The following is a 23,526-nucleotide window of genomic DNA, read 5'->3' as shown; positions in this document are numbered from 1 at the left end:
GCCGACCACCGACACCCCGCTCCACCAGCCCTCCGGCGCGCCGGGCCACGGAGAGTCCGAGAACCCGGCTCGCCAGGCCAGGGAGTCTCCGTGAACCCGTCACGGTGGCACGGCAGGCGAGCCGACGCCGCGCGGCACCGCCGCACCGTGCGGGTGCGGGACCGGGGGGCCGGAATCCCCGGCGCCGCTCACGCCCCGGGTCCTCCCATGGCAGAATCCCTGACCATGCACTCCACACCTCGCACCGGAACCGCTCCGGGCCGTGCGCGGCTCCTGGGCGGCCACGGGGGCCGGAGCCGGTCTCGGCACGAGGTCCGGGCAGACGGTGGCGAGGTGCCCGCGGGGGCAGCCCCGCGGCGTCGTGACGTGGCGTTCCACGGGGCGCGGCACCCCGGTGGGTGACGCCCTGGAACGCGCCCAGGTTCCGCTGTGCCTCGCGGCCATTGCCGCGGGCGCGGCCCTCGGATGGCTGGCGCCGGCACTGGGCTCGGCCGCCGCGCCGGCGGTGACCCCCGTGCTGGCCCTGCTGCTGTACGCCACCTTCCTGGGCATCCCGCTGCGCGCACTCGGGGACGGCCTGCGGGACGCGCGCTTCCTCGGCTGCGTGCTGGTCGTGGACTTCGTCCTCGCGCCGGTCGTGGCCCTGGCCGCGGTCCGGACGGCCGGTCTCCAGGGACCGCTGCTCGCGGGCGCCCTGCTGGTGCTGCTCGCGCCGTGCGTGGACTACGTCATCGCGTTCACCCGCTCCGCCGGCGGTGCCGCGGACCGGCTGCTCGCCACCGCGCCCGTGCTCGTCCTCGTGCAGGCCGCCGCGCTGCCGCTGCTGCTGGGGTGGGTCCTGGGGGACGACGACGCCGCGAAGCTGGCCTGGGGGCCGTTCGTCGAGGCGCTCGTGACGCTCGTGCTGGTGCCTCTGCTCGCGGCCGCGGCCACCCAGTGGGCCGTGCCGCGGTGGCGCCCTGCACGGGTCTGGGAGCACGGTGTGGCCACCGCGATGGTGCCGCTCATGATGCTGACCCTGGGGACCGTGGTGGCCTCCCAGATCGGCGACGTGGGCGCCCGGGCCCTCGAGCTCGTGCCCCTCGTGCCCGTGTACGCGGGGTTCGCTGTGGTCATGACCGCGCTCGGGTGGGGTGCGGGCCGGGCCGCGGGCCTCACCGTTCCCGAGCGCCGCGCCGTGGTCTTCACGGGGGTGACCCGCAACTCGCTCGTGGTGCTTCCCATCGCGCTGGCCTCGGCGGACGGTTCCGGGCTGGTCCCGCTGGCCGTGGTCACCCAGACTCTCGTGGAGCTGCTCGTGATGGTGGCACTCGTGTGGCTCGTGCCGCGGCTGGTGCCTGCGGCGGGCGGGGCCGGCTGACCCGGCGTCCAGACGGCGTGGAACTGCTCCCGAGCGAGCCCGAGGTGCCGCGAGGGCCGGCACCGGTCCGGTGGTGCGGCGTCCGCGGAGTACGATGACCGCCATGCCCAGAACCAGGCCCCGGCGGGGCTCCTCCGCTCCCGGGTGGCGTCCCGTGGCCGTGGCCGCCGCCGTGCTCCTGGTGGTGGCAGCACTCGTGGCCGGAGTGCTCCTCGTGGTGAACCCCTTCCGGGACGCGGAGGTTCCCACCACCGACTGCACGCGCTACGGTCTCTCCGCAGACGATCCCCGGGCCCGACCCCACACGGTCACCCGTGCCACGCGGGACACCGGGGAGGACCAGACGCAGGCCGGGGCCCTCGGACGACTGGACCAGACCTTCACCGACCGCGGGGTGACCAGCAGCTACCACCTGATCGACGGCGGGGTGGACACCACCCGCCCCGTGGGACTCGTCGTGGACCTGCACGGGGACGGCGGGGCGGAGTTCTACGAACCGGGCGGGCGGAGCACGTGCCTCGCGGCCGTGGCCGCCTCCCACAACGCACTGCTCGCCGTGCCGCTGTCACCGGACAGCCGGGGGGAGCGCACGTGGTGGCAGGACCTCAGGACCAACCTCGCGTGGCTGCGCGCCCTCACCGAGGACGAGCTGCTCGCAACGACCCCCGTGGACCCCGGGATGGTGACGTGGATGGGCTACTCCGGCGGTGCGGAGATGCTCAGCTACGGGGTGCTCGCGGGCGAGCGGGACCTCGTGACGGGTGGTGCCGTCATGGTGGGCGGTGGTGGGGCCCCGGACTCCCTGGGCACGCGGGCCACGGAGCAGCAGAAGCGGGACATGCGGCTGTGGTGGTTCACAGGATCCGAGGACACGGGCGCCGATCCCGAGGCGGACTTCGACGCCGTGGGCGCGGCGACCGAGGGGCAGGACTTCTACGAGCAGCGGGGATTCACCCGTACGCGCCTGGAGATCCTGCCGGGCCACGACCACTTCGACATGCCCGACGCCGCCATCCTGGACGAGCTCCTCACGGCGGAGAACGCGTCCGGACCGTCCCCGGGGTGAGGCCGGGGCGAGGCCGGGACGGGCCCTCGGCGCCCGTACGAGCACCGCCCCCGGGGAGCCGTCAGGGCATCTCCGGACAACTCCATGCATTGGTCCGAGTATTGGACCGCCCACGACCCCTCCCGTATTCTGGCCTCACACACTGGTCCTTAGCGAGGGGGAGCACAACAGCAGTGGACAGCCACAATCTCAGCGGCGGGGCCCACGAGGCCGGCGCCCCACGGGGCGCAGCCCCCGACAGAGCAGTCTATCCGGTGGAGGAACCACCGGCTCCGCGCACCCTGGTGGACATCGTCCTCGACACGGTCGCGCAGTTCCCGGACGCCATCGCCCTCGAGGACGAGCACGAGTCCGTCCCCTACGGTGAGCTCGAGGACCGGATCGAGGTCCACGTCCAGCGCCTGTGGGACATGGGCGTGGGTCGCGGGGACCGGGTCGGCATCCGCGTTCCCTCCGGTGGGGCGGACCTCTACGTGGCCATCCTGGCCACGCTGTTCGCGGGCGCGGCCTACGTGCCGGTGGACTGGGACGACCCCGACGAGCGGGCCCACACGGTGTGGGAGGAGGCCGGCGTGGCCGCCGTCTTCGGGGAGGGTCTCGAACTGACGCGCCGCTCGGCCGTCTCCACGGGCGAGCGGACCGAGACCCCGCGCACGCGGGACGACGCCTGGATCATCTTCACCTCGGGCTCCACGGGCAAGCCGAAGGGCGTGGCCATCAGCCACCGCTCCGCCGCGGCCCTCGTGGACGCCGAGGCCCAGATGTACCTCCAGCGCCGCCCGCTCGGGCCCGGCGACCGCGTGATGGCGGGGCTGTCCGTGGCGTTCGACGCCTCGTGCGAGGAGATGTGGCTGGCCTGGCGCCACGGCGCCACCCTGGTGCCAGCACCCCGGAGCATCGTGCGCTCCGGGCCGGACCTCGGCCAGTGGATCGTGGACAAGCAGATCACCGCCGTCTCCACCGTGCCCACCCTGGCCTCCCTGTGGCCCAGCGAGGCCCTGGACCGCGTGCGGCTGCTGATCTTCGGGGGCGAGGCCTGTCCCCTGGAGCTCACCAAGCACCTGGTGCGCCCGGGACGTGAGGTGTGGAACACCTACGGCCCCACCGAGGCCACCGTGATCGCCACCGGCGCCCTGCTGACCGGTGAGGCGCCCATCCGCATCGGGCTGGCCGTGCCCGGGTGGGAGCTCGCCGTCGTGGACGCCCAGGGCGAGCCCGTGGCCTGGGGCGAGACCGGCGAGCTGATCATCGGCGGCGTGGGTCTGGGCCGCTACCTGGACCCCGCCAAGGACGCCGAGAAGTACGCCCCGCTGGAGTCGCTCGGGTGGGAGCGCGCCTACCGCTCCGGCGACGTGGTGCGAGCGGATCCCGAGGGCATCGTCTTCGCGGGACGCGCCGACGACCAGGTCAAGGTCTCGGGCCGACGCATCGAGCTCGGTGAGATCGACACCCAGATGACCCAGGTGCCCGGCGTGAAGCTGGGCGCGTGCGCCGTGCACTCCACTCCGGGCGGCGGCAGCGTGATCGCGGGCTACCTGGTGCCCGAGGACGAGGGGTCCGTGGACCTCTCGGAAGCGCGCCGCTGGCTCGTGGAGCGGCTCCCGGGAGGGATGGTCCCCGCGCTGTGCCTCATGGACGAGCTGCCCATGAAGACCTCCGGCAAGGTGGACCGCAAGGCCCTGCCGTGGCCGTTGCCCACCACCAACGACGACGGCTCCGCGCCCCTCGAGGGTGACCTCGCGTGGCTCGCGGAGCTGTGGGCTGACCAGCTCGGGCCCCTGCCGTTCGCCGCGGACAGCGACTTCTTCGCGATGGGTGGCAGCTCGGTGGCCCTCGCGCGTCTGGTCTCGGCGCTGCGCCGGAGCCACCCGGACACGGAGATCGCCAAGATCTACGCCCACCCCACCCTCGAGTCCATGGCGGGCTACCTGGCCACGCTCGGGGAGTCCCACGACGTCAAGCGCGATCCGGACCCCGTCCCCGCGGCCGCCGGCTGGTTCCAGGGGGCCTTCATCCTGGCGTTGAACGTGCTCAACGGCTTCCGCTACGTCCTCGGCTCGCTGATCGTGGTGTGGCTGCTCGCGGTCGTCGCCGACGCCGGGTGGGTGCCCACCCCGCCGCTGCTGCCCCTGGTCGTGGGCTGGCTCGTGATGTTCTCGCTGCCGGGACGCGTGCTCGTGGGCGCGGCCACCGTGCGTGCGCTCACCGCCGGTCTCAAGCCCGGGCACTACCCGCGGGGGAGCTGGAACCACCTGCGGGTGTGGGCCGCCGAACGCGTGGTGGTCTACAACAAGTACGACGTCCTCACCGGCACACCCATGGCGCGCACCCTGCACCGGCTGTTCGGCAACACGGTGGGCCGGGACGCGCACCTCTACAACACCCCGCCGGTCACCGGCCTGGTGCGCGTGGGGGACCACGCCACCGTGGAGTTCGAGGCGGACCTCTCCGGCTACTGGCTGGACGGCGACGTCTTCCACGTGGGCGCGATCGAGATCGGGGAGCACGCACGCGTGGGCACCCGCACCCTGGTGGATCCCGGGATGCACGTGGGTGCCGGTGCCGAGGTGCTGCCGGGGTCCCACGTGAGCCGCGCGGTGCCCGCGGGGGAGCTGTGGGGCGGCTCGCCCCTGCGCCACCACGGCAACGCCGGAACCACCTGGCCGGAGGACTCCCCGGAGGTCACGGGCGGGATGCGCACCTGGGGGGCGCTCACCAGCCACCTGGCGTTCTCCGGAGGCGCGGTCCTGGTGGGGCTGCTGCCCTTCCTGGCGCTGATTCCCGGTGCGCTGATCGTGCTCACCCGCGTGGTCACCATCCAGGAGTACGAGGTCGTGTTCCCGATCGTGGCCGTGTGGGTTCCGGTGTTCACCGTGGTCACGGCCGTGGTGTGGCTGCTGCTCGTGGTGGGCCTGGTGCGCCTGGTCTCCGGGATGATCGTCCCCGGGTACTTCCCCCAGAACGGACCGGTGGGGTGGGCCATGTGGCTCACCGAGACGCTCATGCAGCGCACGCTGATCTCCACCTACCCGATCTACGCCTCGTGCATCACCCCGTGGTTCATGCGGCTGCTCGGCGCCAAGGTGGGGCGCAACGTGGAGATCTCCACCGCGGAGACCATCCCGCACCTCACCACGCTGAAGGACGGCTCGTTCCTCGCCGACCACGCCCTGGTGACGTCCCACCGCGCGGGCTTCGGCTGGTTGCACATCGGCACGTCCGTGATCGGTGAGCGCACTTTCGTGGGCAACTCCGGGATCGTGGGACCGGACCGGGATCTGCCCGCGGACGCACTGGTGGCCGTGCTCAGCTCCGCACCCCACCGCGCACCGGCCGGGTCCTCCTGGCTGGGCCGCACTGCGGCGCCGATCGCGCGCGCCAAGACGGAGGCGGATGCCGAGTCCACGTTCCAGCCGCAGCGGCGGCTCAAGGCGGCGCGGGCGTTCGTGGAGCTCTTCCGCTTCCTGCCCGCCATGGTCTCGGCGTGGCTGGACCTGGTGATCGTGTACGTGCTCACGGACATCTACATGTCCCACGGGATGGGGTGGAGCGGTGTGATCGCCGCCTTCGCATGGTCCGGTGTGGTGCTCACCGTGGCCAGCACCGTGGCGTGCCTGGTGCCGGTGCTCGTGAAGTGGGCCCTGATGGGTCGCTTCCGGGAGAGCGAGCGCCCGCTGTTCAGCTCCTTCGTGTGGCGCAACGAGCTCACGGACGTGTTCGCCGAGTCCCTGGCCGTGCCCTCCATGATCCGCCTGAGCGTGGGCTCGCCCCTGTTCAACGTGTGGGCCCGGCTGATGGGAGCGCACATCGGCCGCGGCGTGTGGTGCGAGACCTGGTGGCTGCCCGAGTTCGACCTGGTGCGCCTCGAGGACAACGTGTCCGTCAACCGCGGCACGGTCCTGCAGACCCACCTGTTCCACGACCGGATCATGCGCATGGAGCCCGTGACCATGCGGCGGGGCTCCACGCTGGGCCCCAACAGCTTCGTGCTGCCGGGCGCCACGATCGAGGAGCGCACCACCGTGGCACCGGGATCCCTGGTCATGCGCCAGGAAACCGTGCCCTCGGACGGCAACTGGGGCGGCAACCCCATCCGCCACCTCGAACCGGGGGACCAGGTGGTCAGCGCGCAGGTGCTGCCCACCGCGGCCCCCGCCACGCGCCGGGGATCCCACGCCGCGGCGTCGGGACCCGAGACCATCACGCAGCACAGCACGGGGTCCACCGCCATGGCCCCCGCACCGACCGCGCTCCCCGCCGGGGACCGCGCCGTTGAGCACCAGGGAGCCACCGAATGACGCAGCAGAGCATGAACGAGAACGTGGCCGAGGGGGATCTGCCCCCCGGACAGCGGCCCCAGCCCGGACCCCGCCCGCCGCGCGAGGTGTGGCTCGGGGACCGCGGGGACGAGGGCCGCACCGCCGCGGAGAGCGGACTGTGGACCTCGGCCACCCCGGTGGTCACCGCACCTCCGCGTTCCACGTCCGCCCCGCGCCAGGGCGCGGCCACCCGCAACGTGTCCAGCGCGGACGGGCGCCGCACCACGCGGCGCATCATGGGCGTGGACGTGGCCCGGGGCTTCGCCCTGGTGGGCATGATCGCCGTGCACGTGCTGCCCGCGGTCGCTGACGTGGAGGGCAATCCCTCCCTGGAGTGGCGGCTGTTCGCGGGGCACTCCGCGGCACTGTTCGCGACCCTCGCCGGGGTGAGCCTGGCGTTCATGACCGGGGGGCGCAACCCGCGGCGTGGCCGGGACGGGACGCGGGCACGGGTGTCCATCCTGGTGCGCGCGCTGGTGCTGTTCCTCATCGGGCTGAGCATCAACCTGCTGGAGCTGCCGGTCTACAACATCCTCATCTACTACGGCCTGATGTTCCTGGTGGCCATACCGTTCACACTGCTGAGCGTGCGGTGGCTGCTGGTGTCCTCGGCGGTCTTCGCCGTGGTGATGCCCTTCGTGATGCAGTGGTCCCTGTCCGTCCTGCCCGCGCACGTGTACGGCAACCCCGGGTTCGCCGAGCTGCTCACCGATCCGGGGGCCGTCCTGGCTGAGCTGTTCCTCACGGGCACGTACCCCGCCCTGCCGTGGATGACGTTCATCTGCCTGGGCATGGCCCTGGGCCGGCTGCCGCTGTCCCGGGACCGGGTGCAGGTGGTGCTCGTGATCGTGGGCGCCGTGGTCGCAGCCGCGGCCCGTGGAATCTCCATGCTGATGCTCATGCGCTTCGACCTGGAGAACGCCCTGATCGAGGCCACCCCGTGGATGACCTCTGACGACGTGTGGAACATCCAGGTCTACGGTCCGGACCCCCAGCTGCCGGACACGTCGTACCTGTGGCTGCTGCTGTCCGGGCCGCACACCAACACCCCGTTCGCGCTGCTGGAGAGCGCCGGACTGGCCATGGTGGCCCTCGGCGCGTTCCTGCTGCTGTGCCGCGTGATCGGCAAGTGGCTGACCTGGCTGGGCGCCATGGGCTCGATGACCCTCACGCTGTACGTGAGCCACCTGGTGCTGCTGGCGTTCGTGTGGACGGAGACCACGCCCTGGTTCTGGTTCATCGTGCAGGTGGTCGTCGCCGCGCTGTTCGCGGTGGCCTGGCAGCAGGCCGTGGGCAACGGTCCGCTCGAGCGCCTGGTCACCAGGGTGTCCAAGGGAGCTGCCGCCGCGGTCGTGCCGCCCGAGAAGGCGCCCCCGCGGCGTCGGGCGCAGACGCCCCGGCGGTAGCCGGCCGCGCAGCCGACCTCCGGACGGACCCTCAGCCCACCGGGCGGGGGTCCGTCTGCCACGCCACGGCCAGCCGGGCGTTCTCCGCGGAGCGGGTGCGCACGTCGCTCACGGTCCACCCGTGGCCGTAGTCGGCGCGCGCCGCCGGGCCGATGCGGATGCCCGCGGGGTCACGCGACAGCCCGGTCTCCCAGCCCTTCACGAGCGCCTCCACACGCACCCAGGTCCGGGTCACGTCCGCGGCCCGACGCCGCCCGCGCAACCTCGCGAGCCGCTCCCGGTCCGCGGGGTGCAGGACGTCGAGCAGCACACCCGCCTCCACGTCGCTCTGGATCCGTTCCACGTCCACGCCCACGCGGCGCTGAGCCGTGACGAGCGCGACCACGCCCGCGGTGCGCGACACGGAGAAGTGGACGGGCTGCACGGGCGCCCACACGGAGCCGGTGACGCTGCCGGCGGGGGCCGGGAGGGCGTCGTCGTCCGCGCTGGAGACCGACGCCGCCCGGCCGTGGACCGGACGCGGCGCGCCGGTGCGTGGGTCGTGGGACACCGGCACCTCGTGGGGCCGGCAGCCCAGGCGGTGCGCGAGGACGTGGCGCAGCGCCACCCGTGACACCGTGAACAGTTCGCGGGCGCGGGCCTCCTGGACGGTCTCCGCCCGCGCGAGCTCGAGCTCGCTCAGACACCCCGACGCCGAGAAGGCCCAGGGGGCGAACTCCGCGAGGGGCAGCACGTGCAGGGTGAGGTCCGCCGGAGCTCCGGGGACCCTGCGTCGGTGGTCCGCCCACACCGGCTGCCGCAGAGTGGTGGTTCCCGCGTTCACCTCGTGCCCCCGTCAGTCTGAGTCAGGGCCCGGTGCAGCAGCTCGGGGTGCTCGAGCAGGCCGTGGTGGCCACCGGGGACGGTGAGCGTGGTGCACTCCGCGTCCGTGCTCCGGGCCCAGCCGGCCATGGACCGCGCCGAGGCCGTGCGGTCCTGCTCTGCGCACACGAGCAGCAGCGGGGTGCGCAGCCGCGGTGGAGCGGCGTCGTGGGACAGCGAGGCCCGCAGATCCGCGCGCAGCGGGGCGAGGACCATGGCCCGCAGATCAGGGTCGCGCAGCAGCTCCTCCGGAGTGCCCCCGAGCTCCTGGAGCCACGCGGCCAGGGCGGCGTCGTCCTCCAGAACGGCACGGAGTTCGGGATCGGGATCCGGTGGGACGCTCTTGGCGGAGAGCACCACCCGCCGCAGCCGGCCGGGACGCTCGCGGTCCACGGCCGCGGCGAACTCCGCGGCGAGCAGAGCCCCGAAGGAGTGGCCCAGGACGGTGGTGGGCAGCTCGTCGGCGGCGAGCACGGGCAGCATCAGTTCGAGCGCCTCGGCCACCCCGGTGCGCACGTCCACGGGCGTGGGATCCGCCATGCGGGACTCGCGCCCCGGGCGGCGGTGGACGAGGACCTCCGTGCCGGGGGCCTGGAAGACCCGCCCGGACAGGGCCCCCGCGCCGGCGTGGGGGAAGACGACGAGACGGCGTTGCGGGGCGGCGCCGCCGGTGAACCAGCGCGCCAGGGCCGTGGTGGGGGGAGGGGTGGTGGCCAACGTCCCGGACCTCCTGAATCCGTGGGGGGGGTGGGTGCCGCCGCGTGACCCGGTGCGGGGGCTGCCGGGCGGGGGAGCAGCGGTGCGGGCGGCGCGCTCCGGACGTCTCGACGGGGAGGCGGACGCGGACCGCGGTGCGGGTGGGGGCGGTGGTGCTGCGAGGGTGGTGCGGGGGGGGGGTGGTGCTGGGTGGTGCCGTGAATCGGATGGAGCTGTGACTGCCGGGCGGTGGTGCTGCGGTGTGGTGGTGCTGCGGTGGAAGGGGACCGCGCGCCGGGAGGTCGTAGGCTCGAGGAACCAGAGCCCTGCACCTCCCGCGGTGCGGGCGTGACACCACAGTACCCAACCGGGCGCGCCGCCGTACGGGAACCGGGATGCGGGCCCGGGCCGGGCCCCTGGAACGGCCCCGCCGGCGGAGGCGCGGTCCGGGAGGGTGCGGACGAGACGGAGAGGACATCTCATGGCGGCCAAGAAGCACTCGGCACCGGCCACCCCGGCCACCCGGGCCCTGGAGGCGGCGGGAATCCCGTTCGAGGCACTGCCCTACGAGCACGACCCCCGGGCGGAGTCCTACGGGGACGAGGCGGCACAGGCCCTGGGACTGCCCCCGGAGAGCGTCTTCAAGACCCTGGTGGTGGCCCTGGACCACGGTGGCTTCGGGGTGTGCGTGGTGCCGGTCTCCGCGCGGGCGGACCTCAAGGCGGTCGCCGCGGCGCTGGGTGCCAAGAAGGCGCACCTCGCAGACCCCGGGGACGTGCAGCGGCTGAGCGGCTACGTGCTCGGCGGGGTGAGCCCACTCGGGCAGCGCACCACGCTGCCCACGGTCGTGGACGAGAGCGCACGTCGTCTGGAGCGCGTGTACGTCTCCGGCGGCCGACGTGGTTTCGATGTGGGGCTGGCGCCGGAGGACCTCGTGCGGGCCACCGGGGCCGTGTTCGCGGCGGTGGGGCAGAACCCGGGGTAGGAGAGTCGGGCGTCCTGGGCGCCGCGCTCGCCGCGCCGGGGATGCTCAGGCCACCCGCACCGTTCCCCGACGGGGCCGGTCGCTTATGCGTGTCGGACGGCCTTGGCACCGTCTCAGGAGTCGAATAAAGTTTCGAATACCTGGGGAAGGTGAGCCATCATGACGGTGCTGGACGCGGTGGAGATCGAGCGCCACGAGGACCCGTGGGAGGCGGTCCCCGTGATCGGCGGAACCCTCGTGGACGCGAGGGCCGAGGGTGCGGGGGAGGCCGTCGTGCCGGATGCCACGGGGGAGTTCTCGGTGCACTGCGACTCCTCCGGGAATCCGTGTGAGCTGTTCTACCGTGGCCGCGGTCAGCGCGTGCTGCAGCCCGTGATCCACTGGTACGAACGCTGCAACTGGTGGGATCTGGCGGATCGCGTCCCGCGCGAGAGCCCCACCAGTGCGGTGGACCGGGAGCGCTGGCGGGTCCAGGCCGTGGAGGCCGGCGCCGCCGTGGCGCGCACCTTCGAACTCACCCGGGACCAGTCCACGGGCCGGTGGGGACTGCTCCGTGTCAGCTGCTGAGACCCCCGTGCAGCACCGGGCGGTGGGAGCCCCGCAAGGGTCTGTGGTGGTTGACAAACATTCGAACAAAGTTTCGAATATGGGCATGTGGTTCCCTCACCTTCACGTGGCCTCGGCCTTCAGCGCGCACTACGGTGTGGCGCGTCCCGAGGAGCTCGCGGAGACGGCGGCCGGGCAGGACGCCCAGATCCTGGCCTGCACGGACCGGGACGGCCTCTACGGTGCGGTCAAGCACGTGCTGGCCTGCCGGGCCCACGGCATCACCCCCGTGCTGGGGGTGGACCTCGCGCTGCTGGGGGCCACGCCGCCACGGTCCTCGGAGGGGCAGGGCGTCCGCGGCCCCGGAACTGCACGCGGAGCGTCCCCCGGAGGGGGTGCGCCCCGGCGGGACACCGCGTCCCGAGGACGGAGCGCATCCCGCCGGGTGGCCCCGTCGTCCGGGACGGGGCCCGGGCGGCGTCGCCCCGTCACGCCCCGGGTGGTCGGACGCGTGGTCGTGCTCGCCACGGGCCACAACGGCGGGGCCGGGTACGCCGCCCTGTGCCGGCTGGTCTCGGCCGCGCACCGCGCCCACGACCGCAGCGCGGCGCACCCCGTGGGGCTCACCCCCGAGCAGATCGCCCGTCACGTGCACCGCGCCGCCCGTGGCGGGGAACCGGGACTCGTGGTGCTCGTGGGGCCGGACTCGGACGTGGGCAGACTGCTGGCCCGTCGGCACTACCGGGCCGCCCGGAACGCGCTGTCCCGCTGGCAGGCACGAGTGCCTCCCGGGGCCCTTGTGGTGGAGACCACCACCCACCTGGCACCCCAGGGCGCGCCGCTGAGCACGGGTCACGCCGTGCGCATGTACGAGATCGGGCACCAGGCGGGAGTGCCCGTGGTGCTCAGCAACGCCGTGCGCTACGCCCACCCGGGGCAGGCCGTGACCGCGGACGTCCTCGACGCCGCCCGCACGCTGATGTCCCTCGACGAGCTCGCCGGGGCGGAGCGCGGCGTGCTGCAGCCCAACGGCCAGGGCTGGCTCAAGGACGGTGACCGGATGGCGCGCCTGGCCCACGAGATCACGAGCGCCGCGGACCAGGGGGCCACCGGGCCCGCGGGACTGCTCGCGGACACCCACCACCTGGCGCAGCGCTGCGCCCTGGACCTCCAGGAGGACCTGGGGGTGGGCAGGCCCGTGATCCCCGAGGCCTCCGTCCTCGGGCTGCGGGGGGACCCGGACCGCGAACTCGCCCGGCGCTGCTACGCCGGTCTCGCCCGGCTGCACGGCGGCGAGGACTGGGACCGCACCGTCCCCGGGCTCAACCGAGAGTCCCTGCGGGGGCGTCTCGAACGCGAGCTGGACGTCATCTCCCGGCTGGGCTTCGCCGGGTACTTCCTCACCGTGGGAGAGGTCTCGGACCTGATGAGCGCCATGGACGTGCGCCACGCCGCGCGCGGCTCCGGGGTCTCCTCCCTGGTGGTGCACCTGCTCGGGATCTCCCCGGCGGACCCCCTCGAGTACGACCTCGTCTTCGAGCGCTTCCTCTCCCCGCTGCGCCCCAACCTCCCGGACATCGACATCGACATGGAGAGCGCGCGGCGCCACGACGTCTACCGGCGGATCTTCGAGCGCTTCGGAGCCCGCCGGGTCACCCTCATGAGCATGCAGAACGCCTACCGCTCCCGCGGGGCCGTCCGCGACGCCGGGCTCGCCCTCGGCCTCGGGGCCCAGGACGTGGACCACGTGGCCGGCCAGCTGTGGCGCGTTCCCGGGGGCACGCTGCGCGAGGAGATCTCCCGCCGTCCCGAACTGGCACCCCTCGCGGAGCGGCTCAGGGACAACCGGCAGATGGACCTGCTCGTGGACCTCACCGAACGCCTCGACCGGCTGCCCCGCCACATCTCCATGCACCCCTGCGGGGTGATCCTCTCGGACACCACCCTGCTGGAGCGCACCCCCGTGCAGGCCAGCGGGATCGGACTGCCCATGTCCCAGTACGACAAGCACGACATGGACCCCATGGGGCTGATCAAACTCGACATCCTGGGCGTGCGCATGCAGTCCACCCTGGCCCACGCCGTGGCCGAGATCACCCGGTTGCACCCCCACGAACCACCCCCGGACCTCGACACCATGCCCCGGGACGACCCCGACACCTTCCGTCTCATCAGCTCCACCCACACCCTCGGGTGCTTCCAGATCGAGTCCCCGGGCCAGCGCGAGCTCATCGGGACCATGGGACCCGAGGAGTTCAACGACCTCGTCGTGGACATCTCCCTCTTCCGCCCCGGACCCATGCAGGCCAACATGGTTCGCCCCTACCTCAACGCCCGGCACGGCTGGTCCACCCCCGTCTACCCCCACCCGGACCTCGAGGAGATCCTCGCCGAAACCCGCGGCGTGGCCGTCTACCACGAGCAGATCATGCGCATCATGGACCGCATGACCGGGTGCGGACTCGGACAGGCGGACGTCTGGCGGCGACTGCTCGGCTCCCCCTCCGAGGGCCCCGTGGAAACCGCGTTCCGGGACGGCGCACGCGCTCGCGGCTACTCCCCGGCGGTGGTCGACACGGTGTGGGAGATCCTCCACGCCTTCGGCAGCTTCGGGTTCTGCAAGGCCCACGGAGTGGCCTTCGCGGTCCCCACATACCAGTCGGCGTGGTTGAAGACCCACCACCCGGAGGCCTTCATGGCGGGCGTCTGGGAGCACGATCCCGGCATGTACCCGGCGCGGCTGCTCGTGGGGGAGGCCCGCCGCATGGGGATCCCCGTCCTGGGCCCGGACATCAACCGCAGCGGGGAGTGCCACCGCGTGGAGCCGGTCACCCCGCGTCCCGGGACCGTGGCCTCCGGGGACCTGGACGCGGGAATCCCCCACACCCAGGACGGGGCGTGGGGGATCCGGATGTCGTTGGGTGCCATCACCGGCATCAGTGCCGCCGAGGTCGAGCGGCTCCTGGCAGGACAGCCGTACGGGAGCCTCGCCGAGGTCCGGTCCCGGGCCCGTCCCTCCCGCAGGACCCTGCAGAGACTGGCCACCGCCGGGGCCCTCGACAGCCTCCTGCGCGATGCCGGGGCCCGTGCCTCGCGCACGGACATGGTGCGGTTCCTCACGGACCGGGCGGACCGCCCGGCCGTGGCGCGCGGAGCCGCGAGCGGAGCGCAACCGGGTGAGGGTCAACTGGCTCTTCCCCTGGGGGACGTGGACCTGACCTCCCTGCCGGCCCGGCTCCCGGAGCCGTCCCCGCAGGAGAGGGTGAGAGCGGAGATGGAGACCATGGACATCGAGGTCAGCGCTCACCTGATGGACTCCCACGCGGAGCTCATGCGCTCCTACGGGGCCACCCGCGCCGAGGACCTGCTGGGACTGCGCAGCGGCAGCGAGGTGGTGGTGGCCGGGGTGCGGGTGTCCACCATGACCCCGCCCATGCGCAGCGGCAGACGCGTGGTGTTCATCTCTCTGGACGACGGCTCCGGGGCCGTGGACTGCACGTTCTTCGACGAGGCCCAGGCCGAGTCCGGGGAGGTGCTCTTCGCCCCGACCCTGCTGCTGGTCCACGGCCACACCCGGCGCACGGGGCCGCGGGGGATCGGCATCCAGGCCGCCCGGGCGTGGGACCTCTCCCGGCCGGAGACCCTCCCGGACCCCCGCACGCTGCTGGGTTCCCGGCCTGCCGCGTCCCGCCCACCACGGGAGCAGGGCCCCGGCCACGCCCGGCGGCTCCGCGAGCACGGACCGGGGAACGGGGCGGCGGCCGCACCCGGCAGAGTCCTGCGAAAGGCAGGCACACCATGACACGGAGCGTGAGCGCGCAAACGCGCGACAGTACACGCCCGGGCCTGTGGAACACTGTGAGCCATGGCGAAGAACAGTGGTGGCGGGGACCTGCTGCCGTCCGTGGACCAGGTCACGGAAGAAGCGATCAACGTCGGCTACCGCTTCGACCAGAAGCTGCAGCGGTGGCGCCAGGGCCGGGCAGTGCAGCGGGGGGACATCCCCACCATGCTCGCCTTCGACGGCTACGGCAGTCCGCGCTACGTGCGCGCGCTGGGTCGCGTGCTGCTCAAGACCCGCTCGCTCGTGGACGAGACGGACGACGCCGCAGAGTCCATCCGCGGCTGGCGTTCCTTCTCCTCCGTGCCCTACGCCTTCGCCCACGTCAACGTGTGGCTGGGGGACCACGAGTTCCACTTCGTGGCGGACAGAGGCGGTGTGATCGACGTGGACCTCAACGTCTCCATGGCGCCCGGGGTGCACACCATCTACATGCAGGCCGAGGGCTCCACCGTCACCGAGGCCACGATCACCGTGGTCTCGGACCAGCAGCACCTGGGCGTGGTGTGCGACGTCGACGACACGGTGATGGTCACGGCCCTGCCGCGGCCCATGCTCGCCGCGTGGAACTCCTTCGTGGCCAACGAGCACGCGCGCATCCCCACCCCGGGGATGTCCACCATGATGGACCGGCTGCGGCGCAGGCACCCGCACGCCCCGTTCCTGTACCTCTCCACGGGCGTGTGGAACGTGGCACCCACGCTGCGCCGGTTCCTCACCCGCAACGCCTACCCCTCCGGGGCGCTCCTGCTCACGGACTGGGGGCCCACCACCGACCGGTGGTTCCGCTCGGGTTCCCAGCACAAGGTGCAGAACCTGCAGCGCCTGGTCGAGAGGTTCCCACACGTGAAGTGGATCCTGATCGGGGACGACGGCCAGCACGATCCGCAGATCTACTCGGGTTTCGCCCAGCGCTATCCGGAGTCCGTCGCGGCCATCGTGATCCGCAACCTGTCGCCCACGGAGGCCGTCCTGGCCTCGGGTGCGCGCGTGACCGACCGGCACCGGGTCACGGTGCCCCAGGGCGTCCTGTGGATCGAGGCCAACGACGGCGCCTCCATCTCCGACCAGCTCCGGGACGCCGGACTGCTCTGACCACCGGGCTGCCCACGCACCGTGGGCCGAGGTGCCGGGTCGCGCCCGGACCGCCCGCGCTGTCCCTTGCGCTGCTCCCGCATCCTCCGCAACCCTGCCCGGAAAGTTTTTCGGTGACTTCCGGAACACCTCTTGTCCACACCTCAGGGGTCCGGGACCGCGTGATCACGCGGTCCCGGAGCTCGTGTCCTGTGGACAAGCCGGGGGAAAACCCGGGTGCCCCTGTGGAACACGCGACCACATCATGTTGGGTGCCCTACCCACGCGCGACACTAGATGTAGTATTGATCCAGATGTTCCACCGTCTGGCGCACCGCCCCGGTCACCCACCGCGAGGCTTCGGAAGCGCCGGAGAAATCGGTACTTCCCGCAAGGAGAATGGGCTATGTCAATCACCGTGTATTCCAAGCCGTCGTGCGTCCAGTGCAACGCTACCTACCGCGCCCTCACCAAGAAGGGCATCGACTACACGGTGGTGGATGTCACCGAGGACTCCGCCGCGTACGACCACGTGGTGGGTCTGGGCTACCAGCAGGTGCCCGTCGTGGAGACCGGCTCGGACCACTGGTCCGGCTTCCGCCCGGACAAGATCAACTCCCTGGCTCTGCTGCTCTCCGCCTGAGCGCACGGCGCCGCGGGAGACCATGGTTCCGCCACCCGCGCAGGACCGGGCGGGATCAGGGCACCGGGCGGGATCAGGGGGCGTCCCCGGCACGAACCCCGGCCCCTGCGAACGACGCTCCCGGTGGAGAACGCTCGCGGAGGAGGGTCACCGGGTGGCCCGTCTCCCCGGCCGGCGGCGACTTCGGGCCCACCCGGGGCGGAGAGCATCTCCGAGAGCACAGACCCGAACCGGAGACGAATCCGGACCGGAGACGAATCCGGACCGGTCGGCCTCCCGGGCCGGCGCCTCCGGGCCAGGTCCCCGGGGCACCGCCGATGCCCCGTATCGGAACCATCACACAACACCCCCGAAGAATCGAAGTGACCCGGCATGAGCGCACTGGCCTCGGTTCTCGCTCAGGCGCAGGAGCGGGAACGTCATCGCATTCCGATCGTGGCGGACGAGGACGCACCCCTGGTGGTGTACTTCTCCTCCGTCACACGCAACACCGACCGGTTCATCGCCAAGCTTCCGGTGCGATCCGTCCGGTTGCCCCTCAAGACCTCTGAGCCTGCTCCCCGCATCACGGAGCCGTACGTGCTGGCAGTGCCCAGCTACGGACGCCCCGGGGGAGCGGGGTCCGTTCCCCCGCAAGTCGTCAAGTTCCTCAACGACGCCCCGTCCCGTCAGCACCTCACAGGTGTGCTCGGTGCGGGCAACACCAACTTCGGCCCGCTGTTCTGCGTGGCTGCGGAGAAGGTGGCCGCCAAGTGCCAGGTCCCTCTGCTCTACAAGTTCGAGCTGATGGGCACGGACGAGGACGTCGAAAAAGTCACCCAAGGATTGGAAGAGTTTTGGCAAGCATTCACGCAACCCCGGGAGTGAGCGTCGAGCCCGGCCACGAGGACCCCACCTGCCCGGAGCAGTACCGGGGTCTGGGCTACCACGAGCTCAACGCCCTGCTGAACCTCTACGACGCCGAGGGCCGCATCCAGTTCGAGGCGGACCGGCAGGCGGCGCGGCAGTACTTCCTGCAGCACGTCAACAAGAACACCGTGTTCTTCCACGACCTCGAGGAGAAGCTCAAGTACCTGGTGGACCACCAGTACTACGAGGCCGAGGTGCTGGACAAGTACAGCTTCGAGTTCGTCAAGAAGCTGTCCAAGCAGGCGTACGGCTACAAGTTCCGCTTCCAGACCTTCCTGGGGGCGTTCAAGTTCTACACGTCCTACACGCTGAAGACCTTCGACGGTCAGCGCTACCTGGAGCGGTTCGAGGACCGCGTGGTGATGGTGTCGCTGTACCTCGCGGACGGGGACGAGGCCCTGGCCGAGCGGCTCGTGGCGGAGATCATCTCCGGGCGCTTCCAGCCGGCCACGCCCACGTTCCTCAACGCGGGCAAGAAGCAGCGCGGCGAGCTCGTCTCGTGCTTCCTGGTGCGCTTCGAGGACAACATGGAGTCGATCGGGCGGAACATCAACTCGGCGCTGCAGCTGTCCAAGCGCGGCGGTGGTGTGGCGTTCGCGCTGAGCAACCTGCGCGAGTCGGGTGCTCCGATCAAGATGATCGAGAACCAGTCCTCGGGCGTGATCCCCGTGATGAAGCTGCTCGAGGACTCCTTCTCCTACGCGAACCAGCTGGGCGCTCGCCAGGGCGCCGGTGCGGTGTACCTGCACGCGCACCACCCGGACATCCTCAACTTCCTGGACACCAAGCGGGAGAACGCGGACGAGAAGATCCGCATCAAGACCCTCTCCCTGGGCGTGGTCATCCCGGACATCACGTTCGAGCTGGCCAAGAACAACCAGGACATGTACCTGTTCTCCCCGTACGACGTGGAGCGCATCTACGGCGTGCCCTTCGCGGACGTGAACGTGAGCGAGAAGTACCACGAGATGGTGGACGACTCCCGCATCACCAAGCGAAAGATCAACGCCCGCGAGTTCTTCCAGACCGTGGCGGAGGTGCAGTTCGAGTCCGGCTACCCGTACATCATGTTCGAGGACACCGTGAACCGGGCCAACCCGATCGACGGCAAGATCATCATGTCCAACCTGTGCTCCGAGATCCTGCAGGTCTCCGAGCCCTCCACGTACAACGAGGACCTCACGTACGCCGAGGTGGGCAAGGACATCTCCTGCAACCTGGGGTCGATGAACATCGCGATGGCCATGGAGTCCGAGGACTTCGGCGCCACGATCGAGACCGCCATCCGGGGTCTGACCGCGGTCTCGGACATGTCCAACATCGACTCTGTCCCCTCGATCCGGCGCGGCAACCAGATGTCCCACGCGGTGGGTCTGGGGCAGATGAACCTGCACGGCTACCTGGCCAACGAGCACATCTTCTACGGCTCGGAGGAGGGTGTGGACTTCACCGACATGTACTTCTACGCGGTGACCTACCACGCCATCCGCGCGTCCAACCTGATCGCCAAGGAGCGTGGGGAGTCCTTCGTGGGCTTCGAGAAGTCCGACTACGCCAACGGCACGTACTTCGACAAGTACACCGACCGCGCGTGGGAGCCGGCCACGCAGCGGGTGCGGGAGCTGTTCGCACAGGCCGGGATCACGCTGCCCACGGTCGAGGACTGGAAGCGGCTGCGCGAGAAGGTCATGGCGGACGGGATGTACAACCAGAACCTGCAGGCCGTGCCGCCCACGGGTTCCATCTCCTACATCAACAACTCCACGTCCTCCATCCACCCGATCGCCTCGCGCATCGAGATCCGCAAGGAGGGCAAGCTGGGCCGCGTCTACTACCCGGCGCCCTTCATGGACAACGAGAACCTGGAGTACTTCCAGGACGCGTACGAGATCGGCTACGAGAAGATCATCGACACGTACGCCGCGGCCACCCAGCACGTGGACCAGGGCCTGTCGCTGACGCTGTTCTTCAAGGACACCGCCACCACGCGTGACATCAACCGCGCCCAGATCTACGCGTGGCGCAAGGGCATCAAGACCATGTACTATTCGCGGATCCGCCAGCTCGCGCTCGAGGGCACCGAGGTCGAGGGCTGCGTGTCCTGCATGCTGTGACGCGCCGTTCTCGTCCATGAGCACGGGGCACGACGCCGCCGCGTGACGTCCCGCACGTGCCTCACCCTGCTCCGCTGCCCCGTTGGACCAACCGGTCGTGCGGGGCAGCGGCGTCCCCGGGCTCGCCGAGTGCGTGCCCGCCCGTCCCGCCACGTCAGGAGGATCCACGCATGACCCAGCCCCAGCCGAGCACCTCGGAGAGCGCACCGCAGTGGTTCACCGCCCGGCAGATCCTCGACGCCGTGAGCCCACGGCGCGCCCGTCAGCTGCTGGCCCAGACGCTGCAGGACGGCTTCCGCCCCGAGGAGGATCCGGCCCGCGACAACGTGCCGGCGGGGGAGGGCCACATGCTGCTCATGCCCTCCGTGCTGGGACCGTGGAGCGGCATCAAGGTGGCCTCGGTCTCCCCGGGGAATCCGCAACGGGGCCTGCCACGGATCCAGGCAACCTATCTGCTGCTGAACACCGCCACCCTCACCGTGCGCGCCATGATGGAGGGCAACGCGCTCACCACGCTGCGCACGCCCGCGATCTCCGCACTGGCCGCCGACCACCTGGCAACCCCGGACGCCCGCACCCTGATGGTGTTCGGCACGGGCCCGCAGGCACTGTCCCACATCGAGGCGTTCGCGGACGTGAGGGCTCTGGACGAGGTGGTCGTGTGCGGGCGGTCCCCGGAGAAGGTTGATGCGGCCGTCGAGCACGCGCGGTCCCTCGGGCTGACGGCCCGTGCGGGTAACGCGGACGAGGTGGGCTCGGCGGACCTCGTGGTGTGTGCGACCTCCGCGTCCCAGCCGCTGTTCGACGGGACGCTGGTTCGGGACTCGGCGTGCGTCGTCGCCATGGGCTCCCACGAGCCCGGAGCCCGGGAGCTGGACGACGCGCTGATGGCCCGCGCCCAGGTGGTCGTGGAGGACCGCGGGACGGCGTTGCGGGAGGCGGGGGACGTGATCCAGGCCGTGGCCCACGGGGCGCTGGCGGAGGAGGCGCTCGTGCCGCTCGCGGACGTGGTCGCGGGACGCGCAGCCGTGGCCGAGGACCGGCCCCGCGTGTTCAAGTGCGTGGGGATGAGCTGGCAGGACCTCGCAGTGGCGGCCGGTGTGCTGGAGGCCGCAGACACGCCGTGACTCCCATCCGGGCGCGGCCCTCAATGCCACGCCCGACGGGAGCGCCAGAACCCACGCGCACCAGGGACGTGACGGGGCAGTGCCCGGACATGAGAAAACCCCGGAACCAGAGTTCCGGGGTTGTTCCTGGTGCGCGATACTGGGATCGAACCAGTGACCTCTTCCGTGTCAGGGAAGCGCGCTACCGCTGCGCCAATCGCGCTCAATGTTCAATGTATTGAACGAGGTGGTTGCACCGAGGTGGAGACGGGATTCGAACCCGCGTTGACGGCTTTGCAGGCCGCTGCCTAACCACTCGGCCACCCCACCGGGGACCAGATCCTTGGAGGACAAGGTCTCAGGTCTCGACCAGGGTCGAAAACTGCGAGCGGACGACGGGAGTCGAACCCGCGACCCTCACCATGGCAAGGTGATGCTCTACCAGCTGAGCTACGTCCGCATTGTCGGTCAATCGGAAACCTGGTCTGCGGTTCTCCGTTCTTCCGAGCGGAAACTGTATCACAGGTTTTCGCGCTACCCGCTTGCTGCGACTTCCGGGTGTTTCCATCCGGTGGGCCTGGCCTGCGGGGCGTTGCCAACGAGGAAGAACATTACCCACACGCCCGGGTCCGGGCAAATCGCCGTCGCCGGCCGCGGGCCACGCGGGGGAGGGAAGTGGATTTGCCGATCGCGGATCATGTGTTCTAGAGTCTTCAACGTTGCAAGCGCGATTGGCGCAGCGGTAGCGCGCTTCGTTCACACCGAAGAGGTCACTGGTTCGATCCCAGTATCGCGCACGGAACGACGAGAAACCCGGTCCCGGGAGGGGCCGGGTTTTTCGTGTCCGCGCTGTGTTCGCGCCGTGTCCGTGTCTGCGCCCGTTCCTACGCTGGGCCCATGACGCAACCCCGTTTGGCCCAGTCCACGCCCACCGGTCGCATGTACGCGCGCAGGGAGGGCGGGGACCTGGAGGTTCCGTCCATCACCACGATCATCGGCTGCGAGGCCAACGACCTGGGCGGCTGGTACGGCTACAGCGCGGCCCAGGCCCTCGCCGCGGACCCGCAGCTGCCGGACGCACTGCGGGACTCCCGACGCCGCCGTGCCCTGGTCAACCACGCCGCGAAGGCCGCTGAACGGCACAGGGACCGGGCCGCGCAGCGGGGGGACCGCGTGCACGACTACTGCGAGCAGCTCGCGCTGCGTGCCATGGGCCGGGACCACCAGGTGGAGCGGGCCCGTGCGGACCTGGAGGAGCACCACGAGGCACGGTTCGCGGACAGTGCGGACCAGTGGTGGCAGCTCTACCGCCCGGAGCCGCTCGCGGCGGAGATCACCGTGTGGAACTCCACGGTGGGCTATGCCGGGACCCTGGACCTGGTGGCGCGGATCGGCGGCAAGGTGTGCCTGATCGACTACAAGACCAAGGGGACGGACCGCACCGGGCGTGTGAAGGCACCGGATCCCAAGGTCGTGACCCAGCTGGTTGCCGGGCTCAAGGCGGAGGAGTCCCTGGTGGACGCCGCCGCCGGGCAGTGGGAGCCCTGGGCGTACGGGGATGCCGAGGTGCTCATGGCCGTGGCCATTGGGGAGACCGAGGCGCTGACCGTGCAGGCGGTGGCCGAGCACCTGCCGGCGCACTGGTACAAGTTCTGCGCCCTGGCCAAGGTCTGGGCGCGGTCCGCCCAGCTGGACGCGGCGGGCCCACAGCTGCGCAGCATCGCCCCGCCGCCGCTCGAGGGTCAGCCCACGGGCCGGGTGGCAGGGGGCGCGGCCCCGGAGACCCGGACCGTGGCCGGGCCCGCCGTAGACTGAGACGAGCTGTTCACATCCACCCCACCCTCGCGAGGAGAGCATCACACGGTGAGTATTCTGCGCATCCGCACCATCGGGGACCCGGTGCTGCGGACCCCCGCCCAGGAGGTCACGGAGTTCGACGAGTCCCTCCGGACGCTCGTGCGGGACATGCTCGAGACCATGTACGCCGTGGGCGGGGTGGGTCTCGCCGCCCCCCAGGTGGGCGTGGGGCTGCAGGTCTTCACGTGGGGCATTCACGGGGACGAGGGCCACGTGGTCAACCCGCGGCTGAGCGTGGGGGACGAGCCGCAGGAGGGCGGCGAGGGCTGCCTGTCCGTGCCGGGCCTCTCGTACGAGACCCCCCGCAGGGACAGTGCCACGATCACGGGCGTGGACATGCACGGCAATCCCGTCCACCGCGAGGCCACGGGACTGCTGGCCCGCTGCTTCCAGCACGAGACCGACCACCTCTTCGGCCAGCTGTACGTCGACCGCCTGGAGGGGGAGGAGCGCAAGGACGCCATGAGGCAGCTGCGCAGCGACGCGTTCCGCGCCACGGCCGAGCGGATTGCGCGGGAGCGGGACGAGCAGCGCGGCGCCCGGGGTGTGGCTCCCGGCGCCTCCTCCCAGGCCTCTGGTGCCGCTGCGTTCCGCACGGCCCGCGGTTCCGCAACCGGCCCGGAGCACGACGCCGCCGCGCGGGGTTCCGCGTTCGCCCGCTCGTCCTCCGCCTCCCACCCTGACGACGCCCGCGGAGCCAGTGCCTTCCACCGGGCGGGAGGAATCCGATGAGCCAGGAACCG

Annotated in this window: 16 protein-coding genes and 4 tRNA genes; 15 read left to right on the top strand and 5 right to left on the bottom strand. The window is 71.5% G+C overall.

Annotation, left to right across the window (positions count from 1 at the left end; genetic code table 11):
* Window positions 1–361: 361 nt before the first annotated feature.
* The 4 genes from P8S73_RS01870 to P8S73_RS01855 all read left to right on the top strand — a co-directional run bounded on the left by P8S73_RS01870 (window position 362) and on the right by P8S73_RS01855 (window position 8,151).
* Entirely contained in the window at window positions 362–1,360 is a 999-nt protein-coding gene (locus tag P8S73_RS01870) for an arsenic resistance protein (RefSeq protein WP_235005056.1), read from the top strand.
* Between the two features lie 103 nt (window positions 1,361–1,463).
* Entirely contained in the window at window positions 1,464–2,426 is a 963-nt protein-coding gene (locus P8S73_RS01865) for a hypothetical protein (RefSeq protein ID WP_268812686.1), read from the top strand.
* 254 nt (window positions 2,427–2,680) lie between these two features.
* The gene (locus P8S73_RS01860; protein WP_235005057.1) at window positions 2,681–6,724 is read left to right on the top strand and encodes a Pls/PosA family non-ribosomal peptide synthetase; all 4,044 of its coding nucleotides are present in this window, start codon (window positions 2,681–2,683) and stop codon (window positions 6,722–6,724) included.
* Window positions 6,721–8,151: a DUF418 domain-containing protein gene (locus tag P8S73_RS01855; protein ID WP_039101244.1), complete on the top strand. Its 1,431-nt coding sequence runs from the start codon at window positions 6,721–6,723 to the stop codon at window positions 8,149–8,151. Before P8S73_RS01860 ends, P8S73_RS01855 begins: the two co-directional genes overlap by 4 nt.
* A gap of 31 nt (window positions 8,152–8,182) precedes the next feature.
* Here the strand turns inward: P8S73_RS01855 and P8S73_RS01850 are convergent, their stop codons facing one another.
* Window positions 8,183–8,974, bottom strand: a complete 792-nt coding sequence (locus tag P8S73_RS01850) for a 4'-phosphopantetheinyl transferase superfamily protein (protein WP_059281233.1) — start codon at window positions 8,972–8,974, stop codon at window positions 8,183–8,185.
* Complete coding sequence (locus tag P8S73_RS01845) at window positions 8,971–9,729, bottom strand: thioesterase II family protein (protein WP_059281234.1); 759 nt, start codon at window positions 9,727–9,729, stop codon at window positions 8,971–8,973. Before P8S73_RS01845 ends, P8S73_RS01850 begins: the two co-directional genes overlap by 4 nt.
* A 460-nt stretch (window positions 9,730–10,189) precedes the next feature.
* Between P8S73_RS01845 and ybaK the strand changes: the two genes are divergently transcribed.
* The 8 genes from ybaK to P8S73_RS01805 all read left to right on the top strand — a co-directional run bounded on the left by ybaK (window position 10,190) and on the right by P8S73_RS01805 (window position 20,947).
* The gene (gene ybaK, locus P8S73_RS01840) at window positions 10,190–10,693 is read left to right on the top strand and encodes a Cys-tRNA(Pro) deacylase (RefSeq protein WP_059281235.1); all 504 of its coding nucleotides are present in this window, start codon (window positions 10,190–10,192) and stop codon (window positions 10,691–10,693) included.
* 159 nt (window positions 10,694–10,852) lie between these two features.
* Window positions 10,853–11,260: a DUF6504 family protein gene (locus P8S73_RS01835; RefSeq protein ID WP_059281236.1), complete on the top strand. Its 408-nt coding sequence runs from the start codon at window positions 10,853–10,855 to the stop codon at window positions 11,258–11,260.
* An 85-nt stretch (window positions 11,261–11,345) separates the two neighbouring features.
* Window positions 11,346–15,041, top strand: a complete 3,696-nt coding sequence (locus P8S73_RS01830) for a DNA polymerase III subunit alpha (protein WP_059281260.1) — start codon at window positions 11,346–11,348, stop codon at window positions 15,039–15,041.
* A 63-nt stretch (window positions 15,042–15,104) separates the two neighbouring features.
* On the top strand, window positions 15,105–16,175 hold the full coding sequence (locus P8S73_RS01825) for an App1 family protein (RefSeq protein ID WP_396350463.1): 1,071 nt from the start codon (window positions 15,105–15,107) through the stop codon (window positions 16,173–16,175).
* A gap of 385 nt (window positions 16,176–16,560) precedes the next feature.
* Complete coding sequence (gene nrdH, locus P8S73_RS01820) at window positions 16,561–16,797, top strand: glutaredoxin-like protein NrdH (RefSeq protein ID WP_019309058.1); 237 nt, start codon at window positions 16,561–16,563, stop codon at window positions 16,795–16,797.
* Between the two features lie 372 nt (window positions 16,798–17,169).
* Entirely contained in the window at window positions 17,170–17,664 is a 495-nt protein-coding gene (gene nrdI / locus P8S73_RS01815) for a class Ib ribonucleoside-diphosphate reductase assembly flavoprotein NrdI (protein ID WP_223110383.1), read from the top strand.
* Window positions 17,661–19,820 carry a class 1b ribonucleoside-diphosphate reductase subunit alpha gene (gene nrdE, locus P8S73_RS01810; protein WP_059281238.1) on the top strand — a complete coding sequence of 720 codons (2,160 nt, stop codon included), beginning with the start codon at window positions 17,661–17,663 and terminating at the stop codon, window positions 19,818–19,820. The genes nrdI and nrdE overlap by 4 nt, the downstream gene beginning before the upstream one ends.
* A gap of 170 nt (window positions 19,821–19,990) precedes the next feature.
* Window positions 19,991–20,947 (top strand): ornithine cyclodeaminase family protein, encoded by a 957-nt coding sequence (locus P8S73_RS01805; protein WP_059281239.1) that lies wholly within the window; start codon window positions 19,991–19,993, stop codon window positions 20,945–20,947.
* A 127-nt stretch (window positions 20,948–21,074) separates the two neighbouring features.
* Here the strand turns inward: P8S73_RS01805 and P8S73_RS01800 are convergent.
* The 3 genes from P8S73_RS01800 to P8S73_RS01790 all read right to left on the bottom strand — a co-directional run bounded on the left by P8S73_RS01800 (window position 21,075) and on the right by P8S73_RS01790 (window position 21,386).
* Window positions 21,075–21,149: transfer RNA gene (locus P8S73_RS01800), tRNA-Val, on the bottom strand.
* A 36-nt stretch (window positions 21,150–21,185) separates the two neighbouring features.
* Window positions 21,186–21,256 (bottom strand) — tRNA-Cys (locus tag P8S73_RS01795).
* Window positions 21,257–21,313: 57 nt separating this feature from the next.
* A tRNA-Gly gene (locus tag P8S73_RS01790) sits at window positions 21,314–21,386 on the bottom strand.
* Window positions 21,387–21,651: 265 nt separating this feature from the next.
* Between P8S73_RS01790 and P8S73_RS01785 the strand changes: the two genes are divergently transcribed.
* The 3 genes from P8S73_RS01785 (at window position 21,652) to def (ending at window position 23,515) form a co-directional block, all read left to right on the top strand.
* A tRNA-Val gene (locus P8S73_RS01785) sits at window positions 21,652–21,723 on the top strand.
* A 100-nt stretch (window positions 21,724–21,823) separates the two neighbouring features.
* Window positions 21,824–22,741, top strand: coding sequence for a cytochrome (locus P8S73_RS01780; protein ID WP_396350462.1), 918 nt, complete (start codon window positions 21,824–21,826; stop codon window positions 22,739–22,741).
* Window positions 22,742–22,789: 48 nt separating this feature from the next.
* Window positions 22,790–23,515 (top strand): peptide deformylase, encoded by a 726-nt coding sequence (def, locus tag P8S73_RS01775; RefSeq protein ID WP_396350461.1) that lies wholly within the window; start codon window positions 22,790–22,792, stop codon window positions 23,513–23,515.
* Window positions 23,516–23,526: the final 11 nt, after the last annotated feature.

Origin of the sequence: Kocuria sp. ChxB, from assembly GCF_044359605.1 — a bacterium.
GTDB classification, from domain to species: Bacteria; Actinomycetota; Actinomycetes; order Actinomycetales; family Micrococcaceae; genus Kocuria; species Kocuria rhizophila.
The sequence above is the reverse complement of the archived record's forward strand: the minus strand, read 5'-3'. Positions and strand labels throughout refer to the sequence as shown.

Coding starts and splice junctions, on each gene's coding strand:
- P8S73_RS01865 (WP_268812686.1), top strand. CDS start 1,464: ATGCCCAGAACCAGGCCCCGGCGGGGCTCCTCCGCTCCCGGGTGGCGT.
- P8S73_RS01855 (WP_039101244.1), top strand. CDS start 6,721: ATGACGCAGCAGAGCATGAACGAGAACGTGGCCGAGGGGGATCTGCCC.
- ybaK (WP_059281235.1), top strand. CDS start 10,190: ATGGCGGCCAAGAAGCACTCGGCACCGGCCACCCCGGCCACCCGGGCC.
- P8S73_RS01835 (WP_059281236.1), top strand. CDS start 10,853: ATGACGGTGCTGGACGCGGTGGAGATCGAGCGCCACGAGGACCCGTGG.
- P8S73_RS01830 (WP_059281260.1), top strand. CDS start 11,346: ATGTGGTTCCCTCACCTTCACGTGGCCTCGGCCTTCAGCGCGCACTAC.
- P8S73_RS01825 (WP_396350463.1), top strand. CDS start 15,105: ATGGCGAAGAACAGTGGTGGCGGGGACCTGCTGCCGTCCGTGGACCAG.
- nrdH (WP_019309058.1), top strand. CDS start 16,561: ATGTCAATCACCGTGTATTCCAAGCCGTCGTGCGTCCAGTGCAACGCT.
- nrdI (WP_223110383.1), top strand. CDS start 17,170: ATGAGCGCACTGGCCTCGGTTCTCGCTCAGGCGCAGGAGCGGGAACGT.
- P8S73_RS01805 (WP_059281239.1), top strand. CDS start 19,991: ATGACCCAGCCCCAGCCGAGCACCTCGGAGAGCGCACCGCAGTGGTTC.
- P8S73_RS01780 (WP_396350462.1), top strand. CDS start 21,824: ATGACGCAACCCCGTTTGGCCCAGTCCACGCCCACCGGTCGCATGTAC.